Here is a 25,698-nt window from a genome sequence, read left to right as displayed (position 1 = left end):
ACTAAACGATGTTTATCTTTTTCTGACACCCTGTTGTCATGTTTATATGTTAAGCGAAAAAGGTCAAAATATCATTTGTCTGATGTTTGTTGTTATTTCACTTTATCTTTAGGACTTATCTCGTACAAATCAGTAATCTTGTTGGCAGTTGGTCGGGTCAATTAATGGTTCTGTATCATGATCTGTACCTCCCAAATAAACTTAGGAGAAAAACAACCATGAGTTATGCCAAGAAGATCGGGCTATTTGCCTGTACCGGTGTCGTCGCCGGTAATATGATGGGGAGCGGTATTGCATTATTACCTGCGAACCTGGCCAGCATCGGTGGTATTGCCATTTGGGGCTGGGTAATTTCAATTATTGGTGCGATGTCTCTGGCTTATGTTTATGCCCGACTGGCCACTAAGAACCCGCAACAGGGTGGTCCAATTGCCTACGCCGGGGAAATATCTCCCGCATTCGGTTTCCAGACCGGTGTGCTTTATTATCATGCAAACTGGATTGGTAACCTGGCCATCGGGATTACCGCAGTTTCTTATCTCTCTACGTTCTTCCCAATTTTAAATAACCCGGTGCCAGCAGGTATTGCCTGTATTGCCATCGTGTGGATCTTTACTTTCGTTAATATGCTCGGCGGGACCTGGGTCAGCCGTCTGACCACTATTGGTCTGGTACTGGTGCTTATTCCAGTGGTCATGACCGCGGTTGTCGGCTGGCACTGGTTTGATGTCGCCACCTATCAGGCGAACTGGAACACCTCCAGCACCACCGATAGCCACGCGGTCATTAAAAGTATCCTGCTCTGCCTGTGGGCCTTCGTTGGCGTCGAATCCGCCGCCGTGAGTACCGGGATGGTAAAAAACCCGAAACGTACCGTCCCGCTGGCTACCATGCTGGGTACTGCGATGGCCGGTATCGTCTATATCGCCGCGACTCAGGTTATCGCCGGTATGTATCCTGCTTCTCAGATGGCCGCGTCCGGTGCGCCGTTCGCGATTAGCGCCTCTACCATTCTCGGCGGCTGGGCTGCTCCGATGGTTTCCGCTTTCACTGCCTTCGCTTGCCTGACTTCTCTGGGCTCGTGGATGATGCTGGTTGGCCAGGCCGGTGTACGTGCCGCCAACGACGGTAACTTCCCGAAAGTGTATGGCGAAGTCGATAGCAACGGTATCCCGAAAAAAGGCCTGCTGCTGGCGGCGGTGAAAATGACCGCGCTGATGGTGCTGATTACCCTGATGAACTCCGCCGGTGGTAAAGCCTCCGACCTGTTCGGCGAACTGACCGGTATCGCGGTACTGCTGACCATGCTGCCTTACTTCTACTCCTGTGTTGACCTGATTCGTTTCGAAGGCATCAACATTCGTAACTTCGTTAGCCTGATTTGTTCGGTACTGGGTTGCGTGTTCTGCTTCATCGCGCTGATGGGCGCAAGCTCCTTCGAACTGGCCGGCACCTTTATCGTTAGCCTGATTATCCTGATGTTCTACGGTCGCAAAATGCACCAGCGCCAGAACAACGCAACGGATAACAACAGCCCCGCTAACGCGCACTAATCAGTAACCCTTTTTCCTGAGGCTCCTTCCATCACCTGTCATCACGCGACGGGAGGGGCTTTCTACATCTGGAGATTTGACTATGAACGTTATTGCAATCATGAATCACATGGGTGTTTACTTCAAAGAAGAACCCATCCGTGAACTGCATCGTGCTCTCGAACGCCTGGACTTCCGTATTGTCTACCCGAACGACCGTGACGACTTATTAAAACTTATCGAAAACAACTCTCGTCTGTGCGGCGTGATCTTCGACTGGGATAAATACAATCTCGAACTGTGCGAAGAAATCAGCAAAATGAACGAGTACATGCCGCTGTACGCGTTCGCTAACACCTACTCGACTCTGGACGTTAGCCTGAACGATCTGCGCATGCAGGTTCGCTTCTTCGAATATGCGCTGGGCGCTGCGGAAGATATCGCGAACAAAATCAAACAGAACACTGATGAATACATCGATACCATTCTGCCGCCGCTGACCAAAGCGCTGTTCAAATATGTACGTGAAGGTAAATACACCTTCTGCACCCCAGGCCACATGGGCGGTACCGCGTTCCAGAAAAGCCCGGTAGGCAGCATCTTCTATGATTTCTTTGGCCCGAATACCATGAAATCCGATATCTCCATTTCGGTTTCTGAACTGGGTTCTCTGCTGGACCACAGCGGCCCGCACAAAGAAGCGGAAGAGTATATCGCTCGCGTCTTTAACGCTGAACGCAGCTACATGGTGACCAACGGTACCTCTACTGCTAACAAAATCGTCGGCATGTACTCCGCGCCGGCCGGCAGCACCGTGCTGATTGACCGTAACTGCCACAAATCGCTGACTCACCTGATGATGATGAGCGACATTACGCCGATCTACTTCCGTCCGACCCGTAACGCCTACGGTATCCTCGGCGGTATCCCGCAGAGCGAATTCCAGCACGCGACTATCGCCAAGCGTGTGAAAGAGACGCCGAATGCGACCTGGCCGGTGCACGCGGTGATCACCAACTCAACCTATGATGGTCTGCTGTATAACACCGACTTCATCAAGAAAACCCTGGATGTGAAATCCATCCACTTTGACTCCGCATGGGTCCCTTACACCAACTTCTCGCCGATCTATGAAGGCAAATGCGGGATGAGCGGCGGCCGCGTCGAAGGGAAAGTGATCTACGAAACCCAGTCCACGCACAAACTGCTGGCGGCATTCTCCCAGGCGTCGATGATCCACGTGAAAGGCGACGTAAACGAAGAGACCTTCAACGAAGCCTACATGATGCACACCACCACTTCCCCGCACTACGGGATCGTGGCGTCCACCGAAACCGCGGCGGCGATGATGAAGGGTAACGCCGGTAAGCGTCTGATCGACGGCTCTATTGAACGTTCCATCAAGTTCCGTAAAGAGATCAAACGTCTGAAAGGCGAGTCTGACGGCTGGTTCTTCGACGTTTGGCAGCCGGAGCATATCGATGGCGCTGAATGCTGGCCGCTGCGTTCCGACAGTGCATGGCACGGTTTCAAAAACATCGATAACGAGCACATGTACCTCGACCCGATCAAAGTCACGCTGCTGACGCCGGGGATGAAGAAAGACGGCACCATGGATGACTTCGGTATTCCGGCGAGCATCGTGGCGAAATATCTCGACGAACACGGCATCGTGGTGGAGAAAACCGGTCCGTACAACCTGCTGTTCCTGTTCAGCATCGGTATCGACAAAACCAAAGCGCTGAGCCTGCTGCGTGCGCTGACCGACTTCAAACGCGCGTTCGACCTGAACCTGCGGGTGAAAAACATGCTGCCGTCGCTGTACCGTGAAGATCCTGAATTCTATGAAAACATGCGTATTCAGGACCTGGCGCAGAACATTCACAAACTGATTGAGCATCACAACCTGCCGGACCTGATGTTCCGCGCGTTTGAAGTGCTGCCATCGATGGTGATGACCCCGTATGCCGCGTTCCAGAAAGAGCTGCACGGTCAGACTGAAGAGGTTTATCTCGAAGAGATGGTCGGCCGCGTCAACGCCAACATGATCCTGCCGTATCCTCCGGGAGTGCCGCTGGTGATGCCGGGTGAAATGATCACCGAAGAAAGCCGCCCGGTGCTGGAGTTCCTGCAGATGCTGTGCGAAATCGGCGCCCACTACCCGGGCTTCGAAACCGATATCCACGGCGCCTATCGTCAGGCGGATGGTCGTTACACCGTTAAAGTGCTGAAAGAAGAAAACAACAAGTAATAGACGCACACCAGGGAAGTGGCTTGCCACTTCCCTTTTTTCACGCTGCAAGGAGAACCTATGAAAACACCCTCACAGCCGCGCGCGATTTACTACATCGTTGCGATCCAGATCTGGGAGTACTTCAGCTTTTACGGCATGCGTGCCTTACTCATCCTTTATCTCACCCACCAGCTTGGCTTTGACGACAGCCATGCCATCAGTCTGTTCAGCGCCTACGCATCTTTAGTTTACGTTACCCCTATTCTCGGCGGCTGGCTTGCCGACCGCCTGCTCGGCAACCGCACGGCGGTGATTGCCGGGGCGCTGTTAATGACCCTCGGCCACGTGGTGCTGGGCGTCGAGTCGACCTCCGCATGGAGTCTGTATGTCGCGCTGGCGATCATCATCTGCGGCTACGGCCTGTTCAAATCCAATATCAGCTGCCTGCTCGGCGAACTGTACGCTCACGACGACCCGCGTCGCGACGGCGGTTTCTCGCTGCTGTACGCCGCCGGCAACGTCGGGTCGATCGCCGCGCCCATCGCCTGCGGACTGGCGGCGCAGTGGTACGGCTGGCATATCGGCTTTGCGCTGGCGGGGATCGGCATGTTTATCGGCCTGATGATTTTCTTAAGCGGCAGCCGCCATTTCCGGCATACCCGCGGCGTCGATAAACCGGCGCTGCGGGCAGTGAAATTTGTGCTGCCGACCTGGGGCTGGCTGCTGGTGATGCTGTGCCTGGCGCCGGTGTTCTTCACGCTGCTGCTGCAAAACAACTGGTCCGGCTATCTGCTGGCGCTCGTCTGCCTGTTCGCCGCCCAGATGGTGGCGCGGATCATGATCAAAGCCCCGGAGCATCGTCGCGCGCTGTGGCAGATCGTCCTGCTGATGCTCGCCGGAACGCTGTTCTGGGTGCTGGCGCAGCAGGGCGGGAGCTCGATTAGCCTGTTTATCGACCACTTCGTCAATCGTCGCCTGCTGAACTGGGACGTGCCAACCGCGCTGTTCCAGTCGGTCAACGCGGTGGCGGTGATGGCGGCCGGCGTGGTGCTGGCGTGGCTGATGCGCCCGGAAGGCAGCGTGCGTTCGGTGCTGCGCGTCTGGCTGAAATTCGCTTTCGGCCTGCTGCTGATGGGCGGCGGCTTTATGCTGCTGGCGCTCAATGCCCGCCACGGCGCGGCTGACGGCCAGGCCTCGATGGGCATGATGGTCGCCGGGCTGGCGATGATGGGCTTTGCCGAACTGTTTATCGACCCGGTGGCGATGGCGCAAATCACCCGTCTGAACATGCCCGGCGTCACCGGGGTGTTGACCGGGATCTATATGCTGGCCACTGGCGCGGTGGCCAACTGGCTGGCGGGCGTGGTGGCGCAGCAAACCACCGAATCGCAAATTAGCGACACGGCGATTGCTGCCTATCAACATTTCTTCTCGCAGATGGGCGAATGGACCCTCGGCTGCGTGGCGGTGATGGTCGTTATCGCCTTTGCCGCGGCCTGTAGTGTGGGCAAACGCCGTGCGGCTGCCGGTGAAGTTACCGGCGGCGGCGCCTGACGCTCGTCCCGGCTGGTGGCGTAAACGCCTTATCCGGGCCGCGATTCGTAGCCCCGGTAAGCGCGGCGCGACCGGGGGCATGACATCAACAGCGGAGCGCGAAGTCGCTCCTTGCACAGCTTAGTGAACAGGAGGGGGATATTCTGGCATGCGCGGAGGCCAACGATAAAAAATACCGTTACTGAAGCCATAGCTGAGTGAGATCAGCTTGGAGTGAATCCAGGATCGTTAAGATTGTGCTCTGGTGTCTTCCCAGAGACAGGCCGCGCGGAAGGGTGACCTGGTTCAATTTATCGAAGCTAGTTTGAAAGCAAGGTTATGAGGAATCCATATGTCTGAACAACAAGCACAAGGTGCCGATGAGGCCATTGACCTTAATAATGAACTGAAAACTCGTCGCGAAAAACTGGCTGCACTGCGTGAGCAGGGCGTAGCCTTCCCCAACGACTTCCGTCGTGATCATACCTCTGACCAATTGCATGCTGAATTCGATGCGAAGGATAACGATGAACTCGCTTCCCTGAACGTTGAAGTTGCGGTGGCTGGCCGGATGATGACCCGCCGCGTGATGGGCAAAGCCTCTTTCGTCACTCTTCAGGACGTCGGCGGCCGCATTCAGCTGTACGTGGCGCGCGATGACCTGCCGGAAGGCGTCTACAACGAACAGTTTAAAAAATGGGACCTCGGCGATATCATCGCCGCCCGCGGCAAGCTGTTCAAAACGCAAACCGGCGAACTCTCTATTCACTGCACCGAGCTGCGTCTGCTGACCAAAGCCCTGCGCCCGCTGCCGGATAAATTCCACGGCCTGCAGGATCAGGAAGTCCGCTATCGCCAGCGCTATCTGGATCTGATCGCCAACGAAGAGTCACGTCATACGTTCCGTATCCGCTCGCAGATCCTCGCGACCATGCGCCAGTTCATGGTGGCTCGCGGCTTTATGGAAGTCGAAACCCCGATGATGCAGGTGATCCCTGGCGGGGCGTCCGCCCGTCCGTTCATCACCCATCACAACGCGCTGGATCTGGATATGTACCTGCGCATCGCGCCGGAACTGTATCTGAAACGTCTGGTGGTCGGCGGTTTTGAACGCGTGTTTGAAATCAACCGCAACTTCCGTAATGAAGGGATCTCGGTACGCCATAACCCAGAGTTCACCATGATGGAACTGTATATGGCGTATGCGGACTACAAAGACCTGATCGAACTGACCGAGTCGTTGTTCCGCACCCTGGCGCAGACGGTGCTGGGCAAAACCGAAGTGCCATATGGCGACCAGGTGTTTGATTTCGGTAAGCCGTTTGAAAAACTGACCATGCGCGAAGCAATCAAGAAACACCGTCCGGAAACCAACATGGCGGATCTGGATAACTTCGACGCGGCGAAAGCGCTGGCGGAATCTCTCGGTATTCAGGTAGAGAAAAGCTGGGGTCTGGGACGTATCGTCACCGAAATCTTTGACGAAGTGGCGGAAGCGCATCTGATTCAGCCAACCTTCATCACCGAATACCCGGCGGAAGTTTCCCCGCTGGCGCGCCGTAACGACGTCAACCCGGAAATCACTGACCGCTTTGAATTCTTCATTGGCGGCCGCGAAATCGGTAACGGTTTCAGTGAGCTGAACGATGCCGAAGATCAGGCGCAGCGCTTCCAGGATCAGGTGAACGCCAAAGCGGCGGGCGATGACGAAGCGATGTTCTATGACGAAGACTACGTCACCGCCCTGGAGTATGGTTTACCGCCGACCGCGGGTCTGGGTATCGGTATCGACCGCATGGTGATGCTGTTTACCAACAGCCATACCATCCGCGACGTGATCCTCTTCCCGGCCATGCGTCCGCAGAAGTAATCCGTTGCACTCCCTCCCGGCCTGCGCCGGGAGGTCCTCCCTGCATTATCCCCATCCTGTCTTTTGCCCTGCTTTATGAACCGCTAACCGCTATTTATCGGGATGTTTTGCCGTGGCCAGACGCGCGACAATAGTGACCATTTCGCAAGGAGACGCTATGAGCAAATTTGGTATTGCCCTCATGACCGCGGCGGCTATTAGCCTGCTGAGCGGCTGCCAGGCGGCGAAGGAGAAGCATCCGACGCAGGAGGAACTGATCCGCCAGATGCAGCAGCGGGCCGCGGCCCCGGATACGCACACACTGCCGCCGGGCAAAGCCACGCAGGATCAACTGATGCGCTACGCCTTCACGCTCAGAGAGGCGGTTATGGTTCAATTGCCCAACAGCGCACGCTACCAGGGGAAAATATGCTCCGTGCGGCTGTCGCTTAACCGCAGTGCAAAACTGACCGGACTGCAGCAGGAGGGGGGCGATCCGGCGTTCTGCGCGGTAGTGACCGATGCGGTACTGCGCACGACCTTCCCGCCCTTTGCCAGCGAAGGGGTCTACCAGATCTTTAACCATCCGCTACTGGATTTTAAGCCTTAGCGCACCCGGCTTTCCGCCCCCGCCGGATGGCAGGGGCGGGGAGATTACTGCACTTTTTGCAGGGAGCCGCGCTGGCTGCCGTTTGTCCAGCTGCCGTTAAAGGCGTTGTTGAGGGTAAAGGCTGAGCTTTTCACCCGGAAAGTCAGTTTGCCCTGGCTGGCTTTCGCCGCCTCGACCAGATGACCATGGGTTTTCACCGTTTTAGCGGTGACGGTAATCTCATCAATTTTATCGCCATACTCCGTATAAACATACCAGGTGCCCACCCAGGGGTCGAAGCCGCTGCTGGCCTGCTGCGCGGCGGCGGCATTCTCGGCTTTGGTTTTATGAATATCGCAGGTGGTCCCGTCGGTCATCTGCGTGCAGCCGGAACGTTCAAGCTGTTCCCGGTATTTCGCGCTAATGGCGTGGGCCGGCGCGGCGGCGACCAGCGCCAGGGTGAGGGTGGTGAAAAGCCAGGTCTTATTCATCTTATTGTTTCTCATCGCGATAGCGGCGTGCATTGTCATAAAGGTTGATACACATTGGTGCATTCTCCCGGTGGCGTCAGAATAAATATAACCGCAGCCATTCCTGATAAATAACTAGCAGGAAGGAGATGGGTTATTTATTGGTAAAACATCATTACCCTGATTTTATTTATCACTGTACCTTCCCGCTGCATGTCATATTATTGCAGAGAGAATGTTAAGTAATTGATGTTTTAAAAGTGACTATTTGTCACTTACGCAAATAACAGCAGGCCAGGCCTGGGCGCGCGGCTAAAGCCCGCGCCGGTGCGGTGTTGAGTTTTTTTCATATTGCTATCATCATATTTCGAATGAAAGGGATAACCTCTGAAGCGGGTTATTAAGCCAGTAATTTTTAGCCGCAAAATAAGCCGGCGGCAAGCATTATTTCCATTTATTTTTCAGGGTTACCTGAAATAGCGGATATATCGCCAGCGCAATGATGGATTTCCATCATTTCTCCGTTTTCATCGTCGGTCGTCGCCTGCTTATAGTGACGCCAGACAAGACCACAGGGTGAAAAGGAGAACAAGATGGCGACAGAGCATCTGCAGTGGGGCGTGAGCCCCCTGTGCTGGACCAACGATGTGCTGGAGGATTTAGGCGGCGATATCCCCCTGGATACCTGCCTGCGCGAGGCGCGGGAGGCGGGCTATCAGGGCATTGAGTTAGGACGGAAATTTCCCCGCCAGGCAGAGACGCTGGGCCCGCTGCTGGCGGCGGCTGACCTGCGCCTGGCGTCCGGCTGGTACAGCGGCTTGCTGGCCGAGCGCAGCGTGGAAGCGGAGCTGGAGGCGGTGCGGGAGCACGCGCAACTCCTCCGGCAGCTCGGCGCGAGGGTGATGGTTTACGGCGAGTGCGGGCAACTGCCGGGTGAAACCCCGCTTGATGAGCCTATTTCACTCTCGCCGCCGTTAAGCCGTGTCAGCCTGGCGGCGTATTGCCACAAGCTAAATACCTTTGCCGACCTGCTGCTGCGCGACTATGGCCTCCAGCTGGCCTATCACCATCATCTGATGATGCTGGTGGAGCACGATGACGAGCTGGAGCGGTTTCTGTCCCATACCCATGACAACGTCGGGCTGGCGTTTGATACCGGACACGCCTTTGTCGCCGGGGTCGAGATCCCGCGCGTGCTGCAAAAATATGGCCACCGTATCCGCCATCTGCATCTGAAAGACGTCCGTCCGCAGGTGCTGGGGCGTCTGTATCGTGAAAACCTGAGCTTTAACGAGGCGGTGCGCGCCGGGCTGTTTACCATCCCCGGCGACGGCTGCATCGACTATGCGCCGATCCTCGACTTCGTCCGGCGCAGTGACTACCGCGGCTGGCTGATTATCGAAGCCGAGCAGGACCCGGCGATGGCGCCGCCGCTGGCCACCGCCCGCCGCGCCTATGCCTGGCTGGCGCACCATTTATCTTCCCCTTCACCGTCAGAGGAGCACGCAGCATGAGCGCGCGGTTAAATATCGGTCTTATCGGCTCGGGTTTTATGGGTCAGGCACACGCTGACGCGTACCGTCGCGCGGCCATGTTCTATCCCGATCTGCCGAAGCGCCCGCATCTCTACGCGCTGGCGGATCAGGATCAGGCGCTGGCTGAACGCCATGCGGCGAAACTGGGGGCGGAAAAGGCCTACGGCGACTGGCGCGAGCTGGTAAACGATCCGCAGGTTGATGTGGTGGATATCACCTCGCCGAACCATCTGCACTACACAATGGCGATGGCGGCGATCGCGGCGGGTAAACATGTCTATTGCGAGAAGCCGCTGGCGGTCAACGAGCAGCAGGCGCAGGAGATGGCGCAGGCGGCACGGCGCGCGGGGGTGAAGACCATGGTGGCCTTTAACAACATCAAAACGCCGGCGGCACTGCTGGCAAAGCAGATTATCGCCCGGGGCGATATTGGCGAACCGGTGCGCTTTCGCGGCACCTTTGATCAGGGGTTTTATAACGACCCTAACCTGCCCTGGTCCTGGCGCTGCTCGAAAACCCTCGGCGGCAGCGGGGCGCTTGGCGACCTTGGCGCCCATACCCTGTCGGTCGCCCAGTTTTTGCTGGGCGGGATCCGCGAAGTGACCGCCAGCGCGCAAACCTGCCTGCGCCAGCGTCCGGTGCCGCAGCGCGATGCCGGGTATGCCAGCCGGGTCGCGGCCGATGCCGAGTGGCGGGAAGTAGAAAATGACGATCAGGTTCAGTGCCTGGTCAATTTCGACAGCGGCGCGGCGGGAGTGATTGAGGCCTCGCGCATCGCCGCCGGGCGGATCTTCGGCGTGTTCTGGGAGGTCTCCGGCACCGAAGGCACGCTGTATATGGACGGGGAGCGCTTTAACGAACTGCAGGTATATCGCTTCAACGATGATAAACACGACCGCGGCTTTAAGACGCTGTATGCCGGGAGCCAGATCCCGGCCTATGCCGGCTTCTTCGGCTTCGATTTTGGCGGCGGTGGGCTGGGCTATTTTGACGTCAAGGTGATCGAAGTGCATGACCTGGTGCAGGGGATTTGCGGGGAGGGCGACTGCTATCCCAACTTCGAATTTGGTTTGCAGAATCAGCGCGTGCTGTCGGCGATTGAAGCCTCGATGGCCAGCCGTCGCTGGGTGAACGTGGTTAAAGACTAAGGAGCCGCTATGTTTCCCTCACACTTACCGACCCCGCGCCGCCCGGCGGCGCAGAGCATTCCCTCCCTGCGCTGGGGCATTATCGGTCCCGGCTGGATCGCCGAGCGCTTTGTTCATGCATTGAAAACCTACAGCCGGCAGCAGGTGGTGGCGGTGGCCTCCCGCAGCCAGGCGAAGGCCGAGCGGGTGGCCGCGGAATGGGGGATCCCCCAGGCTTACGGCCAGGTGGAGGAGATGCTGGCACGCCCGGATATTGATGCGGTGTACATTGCGACGCCGCACAACCATCACTTTCCCGACGGCATGCAGGCGCTGAAGGCGGGTAAACACGTGCTGATTGAGAAGCCCTTCGCGCTCAACCTCGGCGAAGGGCGTGAGCTGCAGGCCGAAGCCGCCCGCCAGGGGAAGCTGGCGCTGGAGGCAATGTGGTGCGATTACGCGCCGAAATATGATGTGATCCGCCAGCTGCTGGAGGATGGGGCGCTCGGCGACCTGCATACCCTGCTGGCCGATCACGGCGAGTATTTCACCCCCGACCACCGCATCTTCAATGCCGACCTTGCCGGCGGGCCGATGATGGACCTCGGCAGCTATTTGACCTCGTTTGCGCTGATGGTGGGCGGCATGCCGCAGGAGATTGTCGCCCGCGGCAGCGCCACGGCGGAGGGGCTTAACGGTCAGACGTCGATGCTGTTTAGCTGGCAGAACGGGATGCAGGGGTTGTTAAACACGACGTTGTTCAGCAACACGCCGGGCGGGGCGGTGGTGGCCGGACGCCAGGCGACCCTGACGATCGACGGTCAGTTTTACGCCCCCGGCGGCTTTACGCTCGCCGCCAGCCAGGGCGGGCAGGTGCTGCGCTGGGAAGAGCCGCGCAATCGCTACGACCAGCTGTTCTGGCAGGCGGAGCATTTTGCCTGGTGCATCGGGCAGGGGCTGCGGGACTCGCCGCTGCGGCCGCTCAGTCGGGTGCTGCAGAATCTGCAGGTGATGGATGAGGTGCGGCGCCAGGTGGGCGCGGTGTTTAACGAAGAACGCTAAGGAGCCGGCCGGGCTTTGGTTTGCAGATAGCGCGAGCGTGTCTGCCATTGCCCGGCACCAGGACGCGTACGATGCCGGATGTCTGTTGCCCGGCGGCGCTGCGCTTGCGCGGGCCTACGATTTTACTGCAACCGTTTGATATTAAAGTGGATTAATGCCTGTGTTATGTAGGCCGGGCAAGGCATCGCCGCCGCCCGGCATAAAGGCTGGTACAGCGCCTGATGGCGGTTGCCACGCAACCACTCAGCGACAGTCGTCGACGGCGATAAACTGACCATGCTGCAGGGACTGAACCGCCGCTTCGGCAATGGCCTGCGCCTGCAGGCCGTCCAGCAGGCCGGGCAGATCGGCCACGGTTTCACCATTCAGGGCGCGAATAAAGGCGTCAAGATGCTGGTAATAAGATCCCTGTACCCGGCTGAACCAGTCCGGCCACAGGCCCGGCTCAATGCGCTGATTGCCGCGCCACAGGGTAGGGCCCGCCGGCGACTGGCTACCGGACTCCAGCGCGCCTTCGGCGCCCAGCAGCGTGATCCGTTCATCATACCCGTGGCCGGTGCGGCGGGTGTTGTCCAGCTGCGCCAGCGCGCCGCCGCGCATCTGCATCATCAGGATGGAGGTGTCGACATCGCCAAATTCGGCAATGTCCGGCAGGGCCAGCGCCGCGCCCATCGCCGCCACGGTACGCACTTCATCGCCAGTGAGAAAGCGCAGGAGATCGAAGAAGTGGATCGCCTGATCGCGCATCTGGCCGCCGGAGCTGCGCAGATAGTCGAGCGGCGGCATGGTGGAGGCGCGGCAGACCATCTGCACCAGCTCGACCCGGCCGATCAGCCCTTGCTCCAGCTGGCGGCGGAGCTGCTGATGGCTGCTGTCGAAGCGCCGGTTAAAGCCGACAGTCACCGGCACGTTCAGGGGGAGCACCCGCTCCACCACCTCACGGGCGCGCGCCAGGGAGAGGTCGATCGGTTTTTCGCAATAGACCGCCTTGCCCGCCCGGGCGGCGGCTTCCAGCAGTTCGGCATGCGACGGGGTTGAACTGGCGATCAGCACCGCGTCGATGGCGTCGCTATGGATCGCCTCGCTCACTGTCACCGCCCGGGCGCCATAGCGGGCGGCCAGCGCCTGGGCGCGCTCCGGGGCGGCATCGGCCACCATCGTCAGCGCACTTCCTTCATGACGGGCAAGACTGGCGGCATGAACCTGACCGATAAAACCACTGCCTACCAGGGCAAAACGTTTGCAGATCATTTTTTTCTCCAGAATGGCGAGGGGACGTTGCCACCATAATCGGTTTGCTAAACTCACTGACACTGCCGTTTTGATGGATTTCCATCATGAAGAGAGGGGCGATGAAAAACATTTCACTGGCGATGCTGGCCAGACAGATTGGCGTCGGCGTGGCCACCGTTGACCGGGTGCTGAACGAACGCGGCGGCGTATCGCCGCAGACCACCCGCAAAGTGCTGCAGGCGGCGCGCGAGGCGGGGCTGAAGCGGATCCTGCCGGAGGAGCACCGCTTTCCCTGGCAGGTTGAGGTCTTTCTCAGCAGCAATGACTCGTTCTTCTTTCCCCAGCTGGCGCAGGATTTTGCCGCCGTGGCGGATAGCCTCGGCTATCGCCGTCTGACCCTGCACCGCACCTTTGTCCCGGAGTCGCAGCCGACGACCCTGGCCCGGCGCATTGTGCGCAGCTGCCAGCAGCGTCAGGGGATCATCGTCTTCGGCAATGACCATCCCGCAGTGCACGACGCGCTGCGCCGCTGCCGGGAGGCGGGCGTCCCGGCGATCACCCTGGCGACGGACCTGCCCGGCGCCGACCGACTCTGCCACGTGGGGATCAATCAGCTGCAGGCTGGCCGCACGGCGGGGTTAATGCTGGGGAGGATGACGCCGCGGCCCGGCGAGGTGCTGATGGTCAGCGGCCGGCAAGATTACAGCGCGCATCGCCTGCGCATTCAGGGGTTTCGCGAGGTGCTGAGCCAGCGCTTTCCCCACCTGCAGCTCAGCGACGTGCTGGCGGGTGAGGAGCGGCGGGAGCAGATCACCCGCCTGCTGGAACAGGCCCTGTGCCGCAGCCGGAATATTGTTGGGATCTATAACACCGGGCTTGGCAATACCCAGATTGCCGAGGCGCTGGCCCGCCACCGCCGCGAAGGCGACGTCTGCTGGATCACCCATGAGCGTTACAACACCACCCGGCAGCAGCTGGCGAAGGGGAGTCTGGCGTTAACGCTCGATCAGAACACCCGCCAACACGCCCAGCTGGCGATCGACCTGATGCTGCGCCATCTGGAGTCCGGCTACCAGCCGCAAACCTATGCCGACGGTAAAGTCGACTTTATCCTCTACAGCGCCGAAAACGTCGACTGAGTCGGTCGGCGTATCCCCTCCTGACCGCATGACTATCCCTGGCGGGTAAATACCCGCCTGGCGGGGAAGCGATCGCGTCAAAGCGTTGTCTGCCTCTCATTTTTCGCTCATTTATGCGGCAATGTTAGATGTCTGTCAAAATTCTGTTACTGCATAGTTTTAAAATTTTCATTTCAGTTATTTACTTATAAAAGTTTCAAATGTCTTGTTAATGAAATAAATGGTCTGAAACCCAGGTTGCGGCGTAAATGGACTAACGTTTCAAAAAAGTGATGAAAAAACAGCCGTAATTTGTGATTTAGATCACGATGGAGTGCGAGAGGTGCCGCAGCGTCGTCGATATCACAGCAGACATTTGCCGCAACGTAACTGAAATTAATTTTTCATTTTGTTTCATTCACCGGCGTACCTACAAAATCAAGGATCAACTATGAATATTAAGAAAACGATTGTTGCCTCTTTGTTAGCCTGCATGCTGCCTACGGTGGTTATGGCAAAAGACGTCTCTATTGGCGTCTCCATGGCGCTGTTTGACGATAACTTCCTGACGATCCTGCGGACCTCGATGCAAAAAGAGATGAAAAAAGACGGCGTTAAATCGCAGATCGAGGACGCAAAAGGGGATGTCTCCCAGCAGCTGCAGCAGGTGCAAAACTTTATCGGTCAGGGGGTGGACGCCATTATCGTCAACCCGGTGGATACCAATGCGGTGAAACCGATTATGGATCAGGCCACCAAAGCCGGGATCCCGCTGGTGTTTGTGAACCGCCGTCCGCAGGCGGAGCTGACCGACAAGATGGCCTATGTGGGGTCGGATTCCATTCTCGCCGGCCGTCTGCAGATGGAAGCGCTGGCGAAAGCGATGAACGGTAAGGGCAATGTGGCGATCCTGCTCGGCGACCTGGCGAATGAGTCCACCCGCGATCGTACCAAAGGGGTGGAAGAGGTGGTGGCGAAATACCCGAACATCAAAATCGTCCAGAAGCAGACCGCGAAATTTACCCGCAATGACGCCGTGGACGTGGTCAGCAACTGGATGACCAGCGGTGAGGATATCCAGGCCATCGCCTCCAACAACGATGAAATGGCGATCGGCGCCCTGCAGGCACTGGGCAAAAACCCGAACCATATTCTCATCGCTGGCGTGGATGGCACTCCGGATGCCCTGCAGATGCTGAAGAGCGGCAAAATGATCGCCACCATCTTCCAGGATGCGAAAGGCCAGGGTGAAGGCGCAGTCGACGCGGCCATCAAGCTGGCGAACGGCGAGAAAGTGGAAAAAATCATCGACGTGCCGTATCAGCTGATCACCAAAGAGAACATGGCTGAATTTACCAACCGTAATCAGAAATAGTCCTGGCCAACCCGTGGTACGGAGGTGGATGTATGAACGCTTTTGCACTTGAAGCCGAAGGTATCAGTAAGTTCTTCCCCGGCGTGAAGGCGCTCGATAATGTCTCATTGCGCGTGCGTCCGGGAACGGTGCATGCCCTGATGGGCGAGAACGGCGCCGGTAAATCCACGCTGATGAAGTGCCTGATCGGTATCTATCGCCCCGATAAAGGGTCGATTCGCGTGAAAGGGGAGCCGGTGGAGTTTACCGACACCATGGATGCGTTGCGCTCGGGGATCTCGATGATCCACCAGGAGCTCAATCTGGTGCCGCATATGACGGTGGCGGAGAATATCTGGCTGGGGCGCGAGCCGATGAAGTACGGCTTTGTCGATCACGGCCAGCTGACCCGCCAGACCCAGGCGCTGCTGGACAAGCTTAATATCCGCTTAACCGCCGACCGGCTGGTGGGCGACCTGAGCATCGCCGCCCAGCAGATGGTGGAGATTGCCAAAGCAGTCTCGTGGAACGCGGATATCGTGATCATGGATGAGCCCACCTCGGCGCTGACCGAAGGCGAGGTGGCTCACCTGTTCACCATCATCCGCGACCTGCGCGCCCAGGGTAAAGCGATCATCTATATCAGTCACAAAATGGATGAGATCTTTGCCATTACCGATGAGATCAGCGTGTTTCGCGACGGCACCTGGGTGGGGAGCAAAAACACCACCGAATTTACCCGGCAGTCGCTGATCACCCAGATGGTGGGCCGCGAATTAACTCAGCTGTTTCCGAAATTTAATAACACCATCGGCGAAGAGGTGCTGACGGTGCGCAACCTGACGCGCCAGGGCGTGTTCCATGACGTCAGCTTTACTGTACGCCGCGGTGAAATCCTTGGCGTGGCCGGGCTGGTGGGCGCCGGGCGCAGCGAGGTGATGGAAAGCCTGTTCGGTATGGAGCGCTTCGACAGCGGCGAAGTGCTGATCGACGGGGCGCCGGTGACCATTGATTCCCCCTCCGTGGCGATTGAAAAGGGGATGGCGTTATTAACCGAAGACCGCAAAAAGTCGGGCCTGTTTCTGGTGCTGTCGGTGCTGGAAAATATGAGTATCGTCAAAATGCCGGAATATATCGGCAAGAGCGGTTTTGTCCAGCACGTGAAAATGGCCGAAGACTGCATGGAGCAAATTCGCCGGCTCAATATTAAAACGCCGACGATGGATCAAATTATTAATAACCTCAGCGGGGGGAATCAGCAAAAAGTCCTGATTGCGCGCTGGCTGTTAGCGCAACCGAAAATCTTAATTCTCGATGAGCCGACCCGCGGTATCGACGTCGGGGCGAAGGCGGAGATTTATCATCTGATCAGTGAACTGGCGAATCGGGGGGTGGCGGTCATTATGGTCTCCTCTGAGCTGCCGGAAATCCTTGGCATGAGTGATCGGGTTATGGTGATGCATGAAGGCCGTATCACCGGCATCCTGGAAAAAGACGAAGCCGACCAGGAAACCATTTTGTCGTTGGCATCCCATTGAGGCACAGAGAATGAGTAATATGAAATTAACGGCGGCTCCGGCCAGCGAGGGTTCCTCCTTCTTCGCTAATTTGCGGCATAAAATGCCGAAAGATACCGGCATCTTTGTGGTGATGCTGGTGATTGCCCTGACTTTTGAAATTGCCGGCTGGTATGTTCGCGACCAGTCGTTCCTGCTCAATACCAACCGCCTGGTGCTGATTGTGCTGCAGGTGGCGATCATCGGCATCATCGCCGTCGGCGTCACCCAGGTGATCATCACCACCGGGATTGACCTCTCCTCCGGCTCGGTTATCGCCCTTGCGGCGGTGGTGGCGGCGAGCCTGGCGCAAACTTCCGACAGCCTGTCGCCGATGTTCCCGGCGCTGGTCAACCTGCCGGCGGTGATCCCCATTTGCGCGGGGATCGGCGTCGGCCTGCTGTGCGGCCTGACCAACGGTTTTCTGGTGACGCGGACCGGTATTCCGCCGTTTATTGCCACCCTCGGGATGATGGTTTCGGCGCGCGGTCTGGCGCAGTATTACACCCAGGGCAACCCGATCAGCTTCCTCTCCGACAGCTTTACGGCGATAGGTCAGGGGGCGATGCCGGTGATTATCTTCTTCGTGATCGCCGCCGTGTTTCACATTGCGCTGAAGCATACCCGTTATGGCAAATATGTGTATGCCATCGGCGGCAACATGACCTCGGCCAAAGTGTCCGGCATCAACGTGAATAAGTACCTGGTGATTGTCTACACCATCGCCGGGGCGCTCTCCGGGCTGGCGGGGGTGGTGCTGGCGGCGCGCGTCAGCAGCGGCCAGTCGAGCATGGGGATGTCCTACGAGCTGGACGCGATTGCCGCCGCGGTGATCGGCGGCAGCAGCTTAATGGGCGGGGTGGGGCGCATTACCGGCACCCTGATTGGCGCGATGATCCTTGGTCTGATCAAAAGCGGTTTTACCTTTGTCGGCGTCGATGCCTACGTGCAGGATATTATTAAGGGCATCATTATTGTCGCCGCGGTGACCATCGACATGCGTCGCAACCGGAAAAAACACTAATCTTATCAACGGGCGGCAGCGGCGAAGGATGTCGTTGCCGCCCGTCCTGTCCAGAAATAAACAAAATACGCCCCGCCAGGCGCGGCTGTCTGTTTTGCCCACGCGGCTCATCCTGTACAGTTTTGCCACTTCCGTTGTCTATTCGTCAGGGGGCCCATGCGTGGCCTCCGGTTTCTGGAGTCGTATGAATACACCATCCGTCGTCAAATCCTCGCCGCTCTGGCGACCGGCAAGCAGGGGCATTATCGTCACGCTGATCGCCGGACTGGCGATCCTGGCGCTCGGTCGGGGCGTGAATTTGCCGGCCAGAGAGGTTTACCGTGAGATGCAGACCCGCCAGCTGGAGGAGGATGCGCAGTGGGTGGCGCAACGCCTTGAGCGGCGAATGAACACGCCGGCGCCGCAGCGGGAAGCCGCCTGGCCGTTGGCGGCGATGCGCGCCGAACTCCATACCCTCGCCCGGCAGCGGCATTATCAACTGCTGCTGGTGAATGGCGACGGGCATCTGCTGGCGGCGTCGCATGCGCTGCCGGCCAGCGTACTGGCCCAGGTGCAGGCGCAGTTCCCCAGGGAGATGCAGCCGCCGCTGTTCGGCAGCCACTACCAGACTATCCAGCCTTTCGCCCCGCACCAGCGGATGTTAACCCGCGCGCTGAACGGCGAGGCGGGGCTAACGGGCTGGAATCTGGTGGTGCTGGCGCCGGACGGCGGATTGCCCTCGTTACTGATGGCTTACCGCTGGCCGGTGACGATCGGCCTGGGCATGCTGTTTGCCGGTGCGCTGCTGGCGGTGAGGCAGGCAGCGCGCGCCCGGCGAAAACGCTAATTGCCGACGGCGCCGTCAGGGATGGCGAAACTGCAGGGTGGCGGGGAGGTAGCGCTGGAGCGGCTCCGGCGCCTGGCCGTCGATCAGCTGGCTGAGCAGATCGTAGCAGTGCCAGGCCAGCTGGCGATTATCCTGCTGCACGGTATCAATGCGCAGGGAAAGCGAATCATACAGGTAGTGATCGTCGAAGCTGGCGAGATGAATATTGGAGTCCAGCAGATGATGCTGGCTCATGTAGCGCAGTACCCCTTCGAGCAGGCCGCAGGCCGCGGTAAACAAGGCCTTCGGCGGACGTCCCAGCCGCGCGCAGAGCGCCGCGAACATCTCATACCCGGAGCTGGGGTGGTAGTTGCCGTTGATCACCCACTCAGGTCGCAGCGTGACCCCCGCCTGAGCCAGGCCTTGCGTGAATCCCGCCAGCCGGTCGCGCGACGGCGACAGCCGCGGCTGGCCGCCGAGAAACCAGAACTCGTCCGCATGCTGAGGCGCAATGCGGGAGATCAGCTCGGCGGTTGGCGTCACCGAGTCGGTCATCACCAGCGGCAGGGCGCTGTCGCTGGGGGAGCGGTCAAAAAGCACCACCGGCAGCTGTTCGCTGAGCTTCAGGTAGTCGGCATCGCTGTGCATGCACGAGGCGACGATCAGCCCGTCGACCTGGCGGGCAATCATATTATTGACCACCACGCTCTCCTGGCCGGGGTTTTCGTCGGTGCAGGAGATAAGCAGCTGCACGCCAGCTTCCCGGCAGAGCGTCTCAAGCTCATGGGAGAAAACGGCAAACCCGTAGTTGGTGATCTCCGGTACCACCAGGCCAATGGTATGGCTGCGGTTATCGCGCAGCGAGCGCGCATGAATGCTGGGCTGATAGTGCTGCTCGCGGGCGATCGCCAGCACGCGCTCGCGCGTCTCCTGCGCCACGCGCAGCTCTTTGCCACGGCCGTTGAGCACCAGACTGGCGGTCGCTTTGGAGACGCCCGCCAGTTCGGCGATATCTTTGATAGTTACGCGTTTGGTTTTCATCACCACTCAGGAGCCTGAAAGCAAAACGCTTATACTACCATGCATGGCCGCAGCAGCCAGCGGCAGAATGCCACCGGCGTCGCACCGCTGAAGATTAACTGCCCCGGATAGCCCGGGAAGAAGCGGCTGCTCATCACCCCTTCGCCATCGTTGATGAAAATTTCCACGCTGGAGCGGTCGATAAAGATCCGCAGGCGCCGCGCTTCGCCGCGCCAGTAGCGGTGATGCATCTCGGCGGTCTGCAGCCCGCGGCGCGACAGACGCAGGCCGTCGCGGTTGGCGGTGAGCTGCAGGGCGCCGGCAAAGTCCAGCCCCAGCGTACTGTTGGGGGCGATGTCAAAGGCCAGCTCCATCGGGGCGAGGGGCAGGGTCTGCCCGCGCCAGCCCTGGGCTTCCTCGCGCAGAGCAGCCAGCTCGCGCAGCGGGCGCTGATACAGGGTGCCCGCCTGCCACTCCAGCTCGCGCACGCAGGTCATCTGGTGGATCCATCCCTGTGCGCGGGTGGGTTGATGCATCTCTTCCCCGTCCGGGACGCCCATCCAGCCGACCAGCAGACGGCGGCCATCCTCGGCCAGCATGGTCTGCGGCGCGTAGAACTCAAACCCGCTGTCCAGCTCGTGCAGCGGGCCGTGGTCGAAGGTGCCGCGCTCGGCGTCGAAGCGGCCTGCCATCCACACCGCAGGATAGGTATTGAGAAAGCGCTGCGCTTCACGGGCCAGCCCCTGCGGGCAGCAGATCAGCAGGTGGGTATCCGCCAGCGGAAAGAGATCCGGGCACTCCCACATATAGCCGCCGTTCGCCAGACCGTTAACGCCATGTCCGGCGATCTCGCCCACCAGGCGCCACTCCCGCAGATCGCTGGCGGTGAACAGCAGCACTTTACCGTGCTGTTGCAAATCCTGCGCGCCGAGGACCATGTACCAGCGCCCGTCCTGCTGCCACACCTTGGGGTCGCGTACATGGCCGGTGTAACCGTCAGGGAGCGGCAGCACCGGCCCCAGCTTGCGGAAGGTGCCATCGGCATTCTCTGTCGCCAGGCACTGCCAGGCGGTACGCCCGCCGTCGGGGAATTTCACGTTGCCGGTGTAGCACAGGGTCAGGGCGCCCTCGAACTCGACCGCGCTGCCGGAGTAGCAGCCGTTGCGGTCATACTCTTCGTCCGGCATCAGGGCGATAGGTTCATGCCGCCAGTGCAGCAGATCGGCTGAACTCCAGTGTCCCCAGCACTTATAGGTATGGTCACAGGCGAGCGGGTTCCACTGATAAAACAGGTGGTAACGCCCGGCGACCTGGCAAAAGCCGTTGGGATCGTTCAGCAGTCCGCTGACCGGCGCCAGATGCCATTGCGGATAATGGCTGTCGGCCAGCGCCTGCGGCTGGCCCTGCATAACGGCCTGCAGGATCGCAGGCAGGCGTGACGGTAATGACATTATTCAGCGTCCGTTTTGTATTTCAGCGTCAGAGAGAGCATGAAGGCCACGGCGAAGGCGATCGCCATTCCGATAATGTAGTTCAGCAGCGAGCTGGCCTGCACGATGGCCATCCCCGGGATCGCCGTCAGGCCCACCGCGGTCATATAGACGTGCATTGACACCACCCAGGCGCCGCCGGCGGCACCACCGACCAGCGCGGCGATGAACGGCTTCACAAAGCGCAGGTTAATCCCGAAGATTGCCGCTTCCGTGATCCCCAGCATCGCCGAAAACGCCGACGGCAGGGTGATGGCTTTGATTTTGGCATCTTTGGTTTTAAACCACACCGCAAAGCAGGCGCCGCCCTGAGCGACGTTGGCCATCGCCCAGATCGGCAACAGGAAGTTGACGCCAATCGATGGGTTGCCCAGCAGACCCGCCTCGATGGCATGGAAGCTGTGATGGATACCGGTAATGACGATCACCGAGTAGAGGCCGCCGAACAGCAGGCCCGCCAGCCAGCCGGCGTGGCTGATAAGCGTGCTGAGGATAAACGAAATACCGTCGCCGAGCGCGCGACCGGCCGGGCCGATCAGCAGCAGGGCGATAAAGCCGGAGATAATCACCGTCAGGAACGGGGTGAGGATCAGGTCCAGCGCGTCAGGGATAACGCGGCGCAGCCGTTTCTCGACCATGCTCATAAACCACACCGCCAGCAGCACCGGGAAGACGGTGCCCTGGTAGCCGATCATCGCCACTTCGATGCCGAAGAAATTCATGGTGTGGAAGCCGGCGGCGACGCCCCAGGCGTTGGTCAGCGCCGGGTGGGTGAGGATCCCGCCAAGGGTCGCGCCCAGATAAGGGTTACCGCCAAATTCGCGGGCGGCGGTAAAGCCGATCAGGATCGGCAGAATGATAAACGCTGCCGAGCTGCACATATCCAGCATGATATAGATAGCATTGCTCGGGTCGACCCAACCGTAGGTTTTCACCATCCCCAACAGGCCCATCAGCAGGCCGGAGGCGACGATGGCGGGAATAATCGGTACGAAAATGTTGGACAGCAGGCGGGCGATGCGCTGGAACGGGTTCAGCTTTTTCGCGGCCAGGTCGGCGGCTTCGGATTTGCTTGATTCGCTGATGCCTGCGGCCTGGATAAAGGCGGCATAGACTTTATTGACCACCCCGGTGCCGAAGATGATCTGCATCTGTCCGGCATTGCGAAAGCAGCCTTTCACCCCGTCGATTTTGCCAATGGCCTGTTGGTCGGCGAGCGCGTCGTCGACCAGCACCAGCCGCAGGCGGGTGGCGCAGTGCGCGGCGCTGGCGATATTTTCCTTGCCGCCCAACAGGGGAAGCAGTGAGCGGGAAATCTGATCAAAATCCATAGTACCCTCTAAATGCATGATGATATGGCGTGGGCGGCGCCAGCCGTGGCAGGCGCCGCGAACCTTATATTTATGTGTTATTTACCCTGTCGTCCGGGTTACCGTCAGAACCAGGTCTCCATTTGCATACCGAACGACCATTCGCCGCCCGATTTGAACCCGTTGCTGCCTAATGCATCATCGTTGGCGTAGTTATCCAGTTTTTTGCTCCAGTCCATCCACGATGTATAGAAGCGGATCTCCGGACGCGAGAAGAAGTCGCCGATGCTGCCCACCTTGAAGGTTGGGGCGAAGGTCAGCTTGTAGAAGCTGCCGTTCACCGCGTGGCGATCGTTGTAGCCTTCAGGCTGCAGATCCATGTACTGATAGCTGCCCTCCCAGGCCAGGGCGAAATTCTGCGTCACTTCCTGAATCAGACGCAGGTTGAGAGTGGCCCACTGATAGCTGTCGCCATCGACATAACGATCTTTACTGCTCTGCGCCAGCACGGCCGGGGCAATAAACCAGCGATCGCTCAGCGGCGTCGTGCCGTAGCTGGCGAAGCGCCAGGTATTGGCCCCCGGGCGCAGCGCACCGTCGGAGCCGATGCCTTTAACCTCGGCGCCCAGCCCGTGGCCGTACAGCAGGGCCGTTTTGCTGGTCCCGTCGCGCAGGCCATAGAAGCTCTCATTGTGCAGGCCCAGCAGAGCATGGACCCCGGTGTTAGCGGCATCGCCTTTCACCAGATTGCCGTTCGTGTCCTGGCGTTCGTCATTATCTTTCGCCCGCATCCCGCTGACCATCATCTGCACCGGGCCGGCAAAGTTATTCATGCTGACGATATAGTTCTGCACGCTGTTACTGCTGTCAGCGATATCGCCAAAGTTGCGGCCGTATAACGAGAAGTTGCTGCGCAGGCTGTCGTTCCATTTCACGTCGTAGATCCCGCCGCCGGTCCCGGCGAGGAAAACCACATCCGAGTCAATCCAGTGGATGTCGAAGTTGTCACGGTCAAAGCGTTTCCCGGCCCACAGGGTCGAGCCTTTGAACGGGCCTTCGAAGGTGGGCAGGTTGCCCAGCTCGACAAACGCCTGGCGCACGTTCAGGTCGCTGCTGCTTGCCGTCCAGTCGTTATAGGTGGTTTGCCCGTCGGCCACCATCACTTTGAAACGGGTGGTCGCCCCGTTGTCCAGCGTCTGTTTATGTTCGAGGTTCATTTCCACATAGGTGTCGGCCTGGTTGCCCAGACGACCAATGGCGCCACCGGTCTCCCCGGCGGGGGTCATATAAGCGCCGGATTTGGTGCTGGCGGCCGAGTCGTTCATGATCACGCCGGAACGGGCATAGCCGTGGAACTCAAAGCCGCCAGGCCGTTCGGCTTTTTCTTCCAGCTGAGTGGTGCGCTTGGCCACCTGCTGGGTGGTGACCTGGGTTTGCTGCTGCTGCTGGGTTAACTGCTGAACTTTCTGCTCCGCCGAGGCGGCACGGCTTTCGGCAGTGCTGGCGCGGGTTTCGGCGTCCTGCAGGCGTTTTTCCAGGGCGGCGAGACGCGCTTCAATGCTGTTCAGGTCTGTCTGCCCATGGGCGGCGGCGGTGCCGGTTAGCAAAGCAATAAGAATGGCTAACTTCCGTTTTTTATACATGCTGTTGACATCCAAAGGTGAAAATCAGTGAGTGTGCTAACTTTTGCTAAACCGGTTTAATTAATATGGTAAACATGTCAGTAACGCGGTGAAAATAAAAATTGCTAAACCGGTTTAAGAATTGTGATGTCGCCAGCAAAGTGGGCCGTTAGCCGGCCCAACGGGATCACAGCGAGCGCTGAAGATCGTCCCTGTAGGGCAGGGCGGTCATGGCGCCTTTGGCGGTGGTGGCCAGCGCGCCGCAGGTTTGCGCCAGCGTAAGGTCGGGAGCCAGCGCGGCGAGGTTGTCAGGGATACCGTGAGCGGCGAGGCCGGCGAGCAGCCCGGCGACAAAGGCATCGCCGGCGCCAGTGGTATCAACGGCCACCACCGGGCGAGCGGGGAAGTGGCTAACCTGCCCGCGCAGGGCGGCCTGGACCCCCGCTTTGCCCTGGGTCACCAGCAGCAGCGTCGGCTGGAAGCGGGCGTTCAGCCGGGCGATGCCGCTGACGATGTCGTCGCTGCCGCTGACAAAGGCCAGCTCCTCTTCCGAGAGTTTTATGGCGTCGGCGAGGGCCAGCGCCCGGTCGAGACAGTCACGCAGGTCCTGCGGATCCTGCCACAGGTCGCTGCGGATATTGGGGTCGAAGCTGACATAGCCCCCGGCGCGTTTTATCGCCTCCATTGCCGCGAATGCCGTGCTGCGGCTCGGCTCGGCGCTGAGAGCGATGGAGCAGACGTGCAGCCACTGGCCGGCGGCAAACGGCGGGAGATCCTCGGGCTGAAGGAACAGGTCGGCGCTCGGACGGACCATAAAGGTAAAGGTGCGCTCCCCGTGCTGATCGAGATCGACCACCACGGTGGAGGTGCGCTGCGCGGCGTCGAGGCGCATATAATTCACATCGACCTTCTCCTGCGCCAGGGTGTGACGCATAAAGCGGCCGAAGGGATCGTCGCCGACGCGGCCAATAAACCCGCTGTCGCCGCCGAGCCGCGCCACGCCGACCGCGACGTTGGCCGGTGCGCCGCCGGGGCATTGCAGCAGGCGGCCCTCGCCATCGGGCAGGAGATCAACGACCGCATCGCCGAGTACCCAGATTTTTCCATTCATTCGACAAATTCCTCTTAGCTAAACTATGTTAAACCGGTTTAGCTAATTAAAGCATAGCCCACCGGTAAGCGGAACGATCGGGTCACGAAACAGGGAGGTGAGGGTAAAAAATGTGAGCCAGGCGA

General features: G+C 59.2%; 19 protein-coding genes and 1 pseudogene. 13 read left to right on the top strand and 7 right to left on the bottom strand.

Features of this window, described 5'->3' with window-relative positions; translation table 11 throughout:
- Nucleotides 1–218: 218 nt before the first annotated feature.
- From cadB to SP68_RS19420, 5 genes are all read left to right on the top strand, one after another.
- Nucleotides 219–1,553 (top strand): cadaverine/lysine antiporter, encoded by a 1,335-nt coding sequence (gene cadB / locus SP68_RS19440; RefSeq protein WP_040973733.1) that lies wholly within the window; start codon nt 219–221, stop codon nt 1,551–1,553.
- Between the two features lie 82 nt (nt 1,554–1,635).
- On the top strand, nt 1,636–3,783 hold the full coding sequence (gene cadA, locus SP68_RS19435; protein ID WP_022064710.1) for a lysine decarboxylase CadA: 2,148 nt from the start codon (nt 1,636–1,638) through the stop codon (nt 3,781–3,783).
- Nucleotides 3,784–3,843: 60 nt separating this feature from the next.
- Nucleotides 3,844–5,319: a dipeptide permease DtpD gene (gene dtpD / locus SP68_RS19430; RefSeq protein ID WP_040973735.1), complete on the top strand. Its 1,476-nt coding sequence runs from the start codon at nt 3,844–3,846 to the stop codon at nt 5,317–5,319.
- Nucleotides 5,320–5,650: 331 nt separating this feature from the next.
- Complete coding sequence (lysS, locus tag SP68_RS19425) at nt 5,651–7,168, top strand: lysine--tRNA ligase (RefSeq protein ID WP_004202393.1); 1,518 nt, start codon at nt 5,651–5,653, stop codon at nt 7,166–7,168.
- Between the two features lie 157 nt (nt 7,169–7,325).
- Nucleotides 7,326–7,757, top strand: a complete 432-nt coding sequence (locus tag SP68_RS19420) for a cell envelope integrity TolA C-terminal domain-containing protein (protein WP_012968783.1) — start codon at nt 7,326–7,328, stop codon at nt 7,755–7,757.
- 44 nt (nt 7,758–7,801) lie between these two features.
- Here the strand turns inward: SP68_RS19420 and SP68_RS19415 are convergent, their stop codons facing one another.
- The gene (locus SP68_RS19415) at nt 7,802–8,227 is read right to left on the bottom strand and encodes a hypothetical protein (protein WP_040973737.1); all 426 of its coding nucleotides are present in this window, start codon (nt 8,225–8,227) and stop codon (nt 7,802–7,804) included.
- A 572-nt stretch (nt 8,228–8,799) separates the two neighbouring features.
- On the opposite strand from SP68_RS19415, the gene iolE reads away from it, so the two are divergent.
- Genes iolE through SP68_RS19400 form a run of 3 tightly spaced genes read left to right on the top strand, consistent with a single transcriptional unit; the run spans nt 8,800 to nt 11,930 of the window.
- Complete coding sequence (gene iolE, locus SP68_RS19410) at nt 8,800–9,720, top strand: myo-inosose-2 dehydratase (RefSeq protein WP_008805488.1); 921 nt, start codon at nt 8,800–8,802, stop codon at nt 9,718–9,720.
- A complete protein-coding gene (locus SP68_RS19405; RefSeq protein WP_038422205.1) occupies nt 9,717–10,889 on the top strand; it encodes a Gfo/Idh/MocA family protein in 1,173 nt (390 codons plus the stop codon). Before iolE ends, SP68_RS19405 begins: the two co-directional genes overlap by 4 nt.
- A gap of 9 nt (nt 10,890–10,898) precedes the next feature.
- Complete coding sequence (locus tag SP68_RS19400; protein ID WP_040973739.1) at nt 10,899–11,930, top strand: Gfo/Idh/MocA family protein; 1,032 nt, start codon at nt 10,899–10,901, stop codon at nt 11,928–11,930.
- A 243-nt stretch (nt 11,931–12,173) separates the two neighbouring features.
- Here the strand turns inward: SP68_RS19400 and SP68_RS19395 are convergent, their stop codons facing one another.
- Entirely contained in the window at nt 12,174–13,181 is a 1,008-nt protein-coding gene (locus tag SP68_RS19395) for a Gfo/Idh/MocA family oxidoreductase (RefSeq protein ID WP_040973741.1), read from the bottom strand.
- A gap of 101 nt (nt 13,182–13,282) precedes the next feature.
- Here SP68_RS19395 and SP68_RS19390 point away from each other — a divergent pair, with 101 nt between their 5' ends.
- The 5 genes and pseudogenes from SP68_RS19390 (at nt 13,283) to SP68_RS19370 (ending at nt 19,009) form a co-directional block, all read left to right on the top strand.
- On the top strand, nt 13,283–14,302 hold the full coding sequence (locus SP68_RS19390) for a LacI family DNA-binding transcriptional regulator (RefSeq protein ID WP_032701031.1): 1,020 nt from the start codon (nt 13,283–13,285) through the stop codon (nt 14,300–14,302).
- Nucleotides 14,303–14,732: 430 nt separating this feature from the next.
- Nucleotides 14,733–15,656, top strand: coding sequence for a sugar ABC transporter substrate-binding protein (locus tag SP68_RS19385; RefSeq protein ID WP_040973744.1), 924 nt, complete (start codon nt 14,733–14,735; stop codon nt 15,654–15,656).
- A 32-nt stretch (nt 15,657–15,688) separates the two neighbouring features.
- Nucleotides 15,689–17,173 (top strand): sugar ABC transporter ATP-binding protein, encoded by a 1,485-nt coding sequence (locus SP68_RS19380; RefSeq protein WP_004202401.1) that lies wholly within the window; start codon nt 15,689–15,691, stop codon nt 17,171–17,173.
- Nucleotides 17,174–17,192: 19 nt separating this feature from the next.
- Nucleotides 17,193–18,215, top strand: a complete 1,023-nt coding sequence (locus SP68_RS19375; protein ID WP_004152946.1) for an ABC transporter permease — start codon at nt 17,193–17,195, stop codon at nt 18,213–18,215.
- Nucleotides 18,216–18,399: 184 nt separating this feature from the next.
- A pseudogene (locus tag SP68_RS19370) lies at nt 18,400–19,009 on the top strand (hypothetical protein).
- A 47-nt stretch (nt 19,010–19,056) separates the two neighbouring features.
- Here SP68_RS19370 and SP68_RS19365 read toward each other — a convergent pair.
- From SP68_RS19365 to SP68_RS19345, 5 genes are all read right to left on the bottom strand, one after another.
- Nucleotides 19,057–20,067: a LacI family DNA-binding transcriptional regulator gene (locus tag SP68_RS19365; protein WP_162494424.1), complete on the bottom strand. Its 1,011-nt coding sequence runs from the start codon at nt 20,065–20,067 to the stop codon at nt 19,057–19,059.
- 23 nt (nt 20,068–20,090) lie between these two features.
- Complete coding sequence (locus tag SP68_RS19360) at nt 20,091–21,491, bottom strand: sucrose-6-phosphate hydrolase (protein ID WP_040973749.1); 1,401 nt, start codon at nt 21,489–21,491, stop codon at nt 20,091–20,093.
- Nucleotides 21,491–22,861 (bottom strand): sucrose-specific PTS transporter subunit IIBC, encoded by a 1,371-nt coding sequence (locus tag SP68_RS19355; protein ID WP_008805497.1) that lies wholly within the window; start codon nt 22,859–22,861, stop codon nt 21,491–21,493. The genes SP68_RS19360 and SP68_RS19355 overlap by 1 nt, the downstream gene beginning before the upstream one ends.
- Nucleotides 22,862–22,965: 104 nt before the next feature.
- The gene (locus SP68_RS19350) at nt 22,966–24,483 is read right to left on the bottom strand and encodes a carbohydrate porin (protein ID WP_008805498.1); all 1,518 of its coding nucleotides are present in this window, start codon (nt 24,481–24,483) and stop codon (nt 22,966–22,968) included.
- 166 nt (nt 24,484–24,649) lie between these two features.
- Nucleotides 24,650–25,573, bottom strand: a complete 924-nt coding sequence (locus tag SP68_RS19345; protein ID WP_038422210.1) for an aminoimidazole riboside kinase — start codon at nt 25,571–25,573, stop codon at nt 24,650–24,652.
- Nucleotides 25,574–25,698: the final 125 nt, after the last annotated feature.

This window comes from Klebsiella variicola, from assembly GCF_000828055.2.
Lineage (GTDB): Bacteria > Pseudomonadota > Gammaproteobacteria > Enterobacterales > Enterobacteriaceae > Klebsiella > Klebsiella variicola.
Note: the sequence above shows the minus strand (reverse complement) of the source record. Positions and strands in the feature narration are given on the sequence as shown.

Bases quoted from the DNA above. Each gene is read 5' to 3' on its own strand.
- cadB (WP_040973733.1), top strand. From the start codon at position 219: ATGAGTTATGCCAAGAAGATCGGGCTATTTGCCTGTACCGGTGTCGTC.
- cadA (WP_022064710.1), top strand. From the start codon at position 1,636: ATGAACGTTATTGCAATCATGAATCACATGGGTGTTTACTTCAAAGAA.
- dtpD (WP_040973735.1), top strand. From the start codon at position 3,844: ATGAAAACACCCTCACAGCCGCGCGCGATTTACTACATCGTTGCGATC.
- lysS (WP_004202393.1), top strand. From the start codon at position 5,651: ATGTCTGAACAACAAGCACAAGGTGCCGATGAGGCCATTGACCTTAAT.
- SP68_RS19420 (WP_012968783.1), top strand. From the start codon at position 7,326: ATGAGCAAATTTGGTATTGCCCTCATGACCGCGGCGGCTATTAGCCTG.
- SP68_RS19415 (WP_040973737.1), bottom strand. From the start codon at position 8,227: ATGAATAAGACCTGGCTTTTCACCACCCTCACCCTGGCGCTGGTCGCC.
- iolE (WP_008805488.1), top strand. From the start codon at position 8,800: ATGGCGACAGAGCATCTGCAGTGGGGCGTGAGCCCCCTGTGCTGGACC.
- SP68_RS19405 (WP_038422205.1), top strand. From the start codon at position 9,717: ATGAGCGCGCGGTTAAATATCGGTCTTATCGGCTCGGGTTTTATGGGT.
- SP68_RS19400 (WP_040973739.1), top strand. From the start codon at position 10,899: ATGTTTCCCTCACACTTACCGACCCCGCGCCGCCCGGCGGCGCAGAGC.
- SP68_RS19395 (WP_040973741.1), bottom strand. From the start codon at position 13,181: ATGATCTGCAAACGTTTTGCCCTGGTAGGCAGTGGTTTTATCGGTCAG.
- SP68_RS19390 (WP_032701031.1), top strand. From the start codon at position 13,283: ATGAAAAACATTTCACTGGCGATGCTGGCCAGACAGATTGGCGTCGGC.
- SP68_RS19385 (WP_040973744.1), top strand. From the start codon at position 14,733: ATGAATATTAAGAAAACGATTGTTGCCTCTTTGTTAGCCTGCATGCTG.
- SP68_RS19380 (WP_004202401.1), top strand. From the start codon at position 15,689: ATGAACGCTTTTGCACTTGAAGCCGAAGGTATCAGTAAGTTCTTCCCC.
- SP68_RS19375 (WP_004152946.1), top strand. From the start codon at position 17,193: ATGAAATTAACGGCGGCTCCGGCCAGCGAGGGTTCCTCCTTCTTCGCT.
- SP68_RS19360 (WP_040973749.1), bottom strand. From the start codon at position 21,491: ATGTCATTACCGTCACGCCTGCCTGCGATCCTGCAGGCCGTTATGCAG.
- SP68_RS19355 (WP_008805497.1), bottom strand. From the start codon at position 22,861: ATGGATTTTGATCAGATTTCCCGCTCACTGCTTCCCCTGTTGGGCGGC.
- SP68_RS19350 (WP_008805498.1), bottom strand. From the start codon at position 24,483: ATGTATAAAAAACGGAAGTTAGCCATTCTTATTGCTTTGCTAACCGGC.
- SP68_RS19345 (WP_038422210.1), bottom strand. From the start codon at position 25,573: ATGAATGGAAAAATCTGGGTACTCGGCGATGCGGTCGTTGATCTCCTG.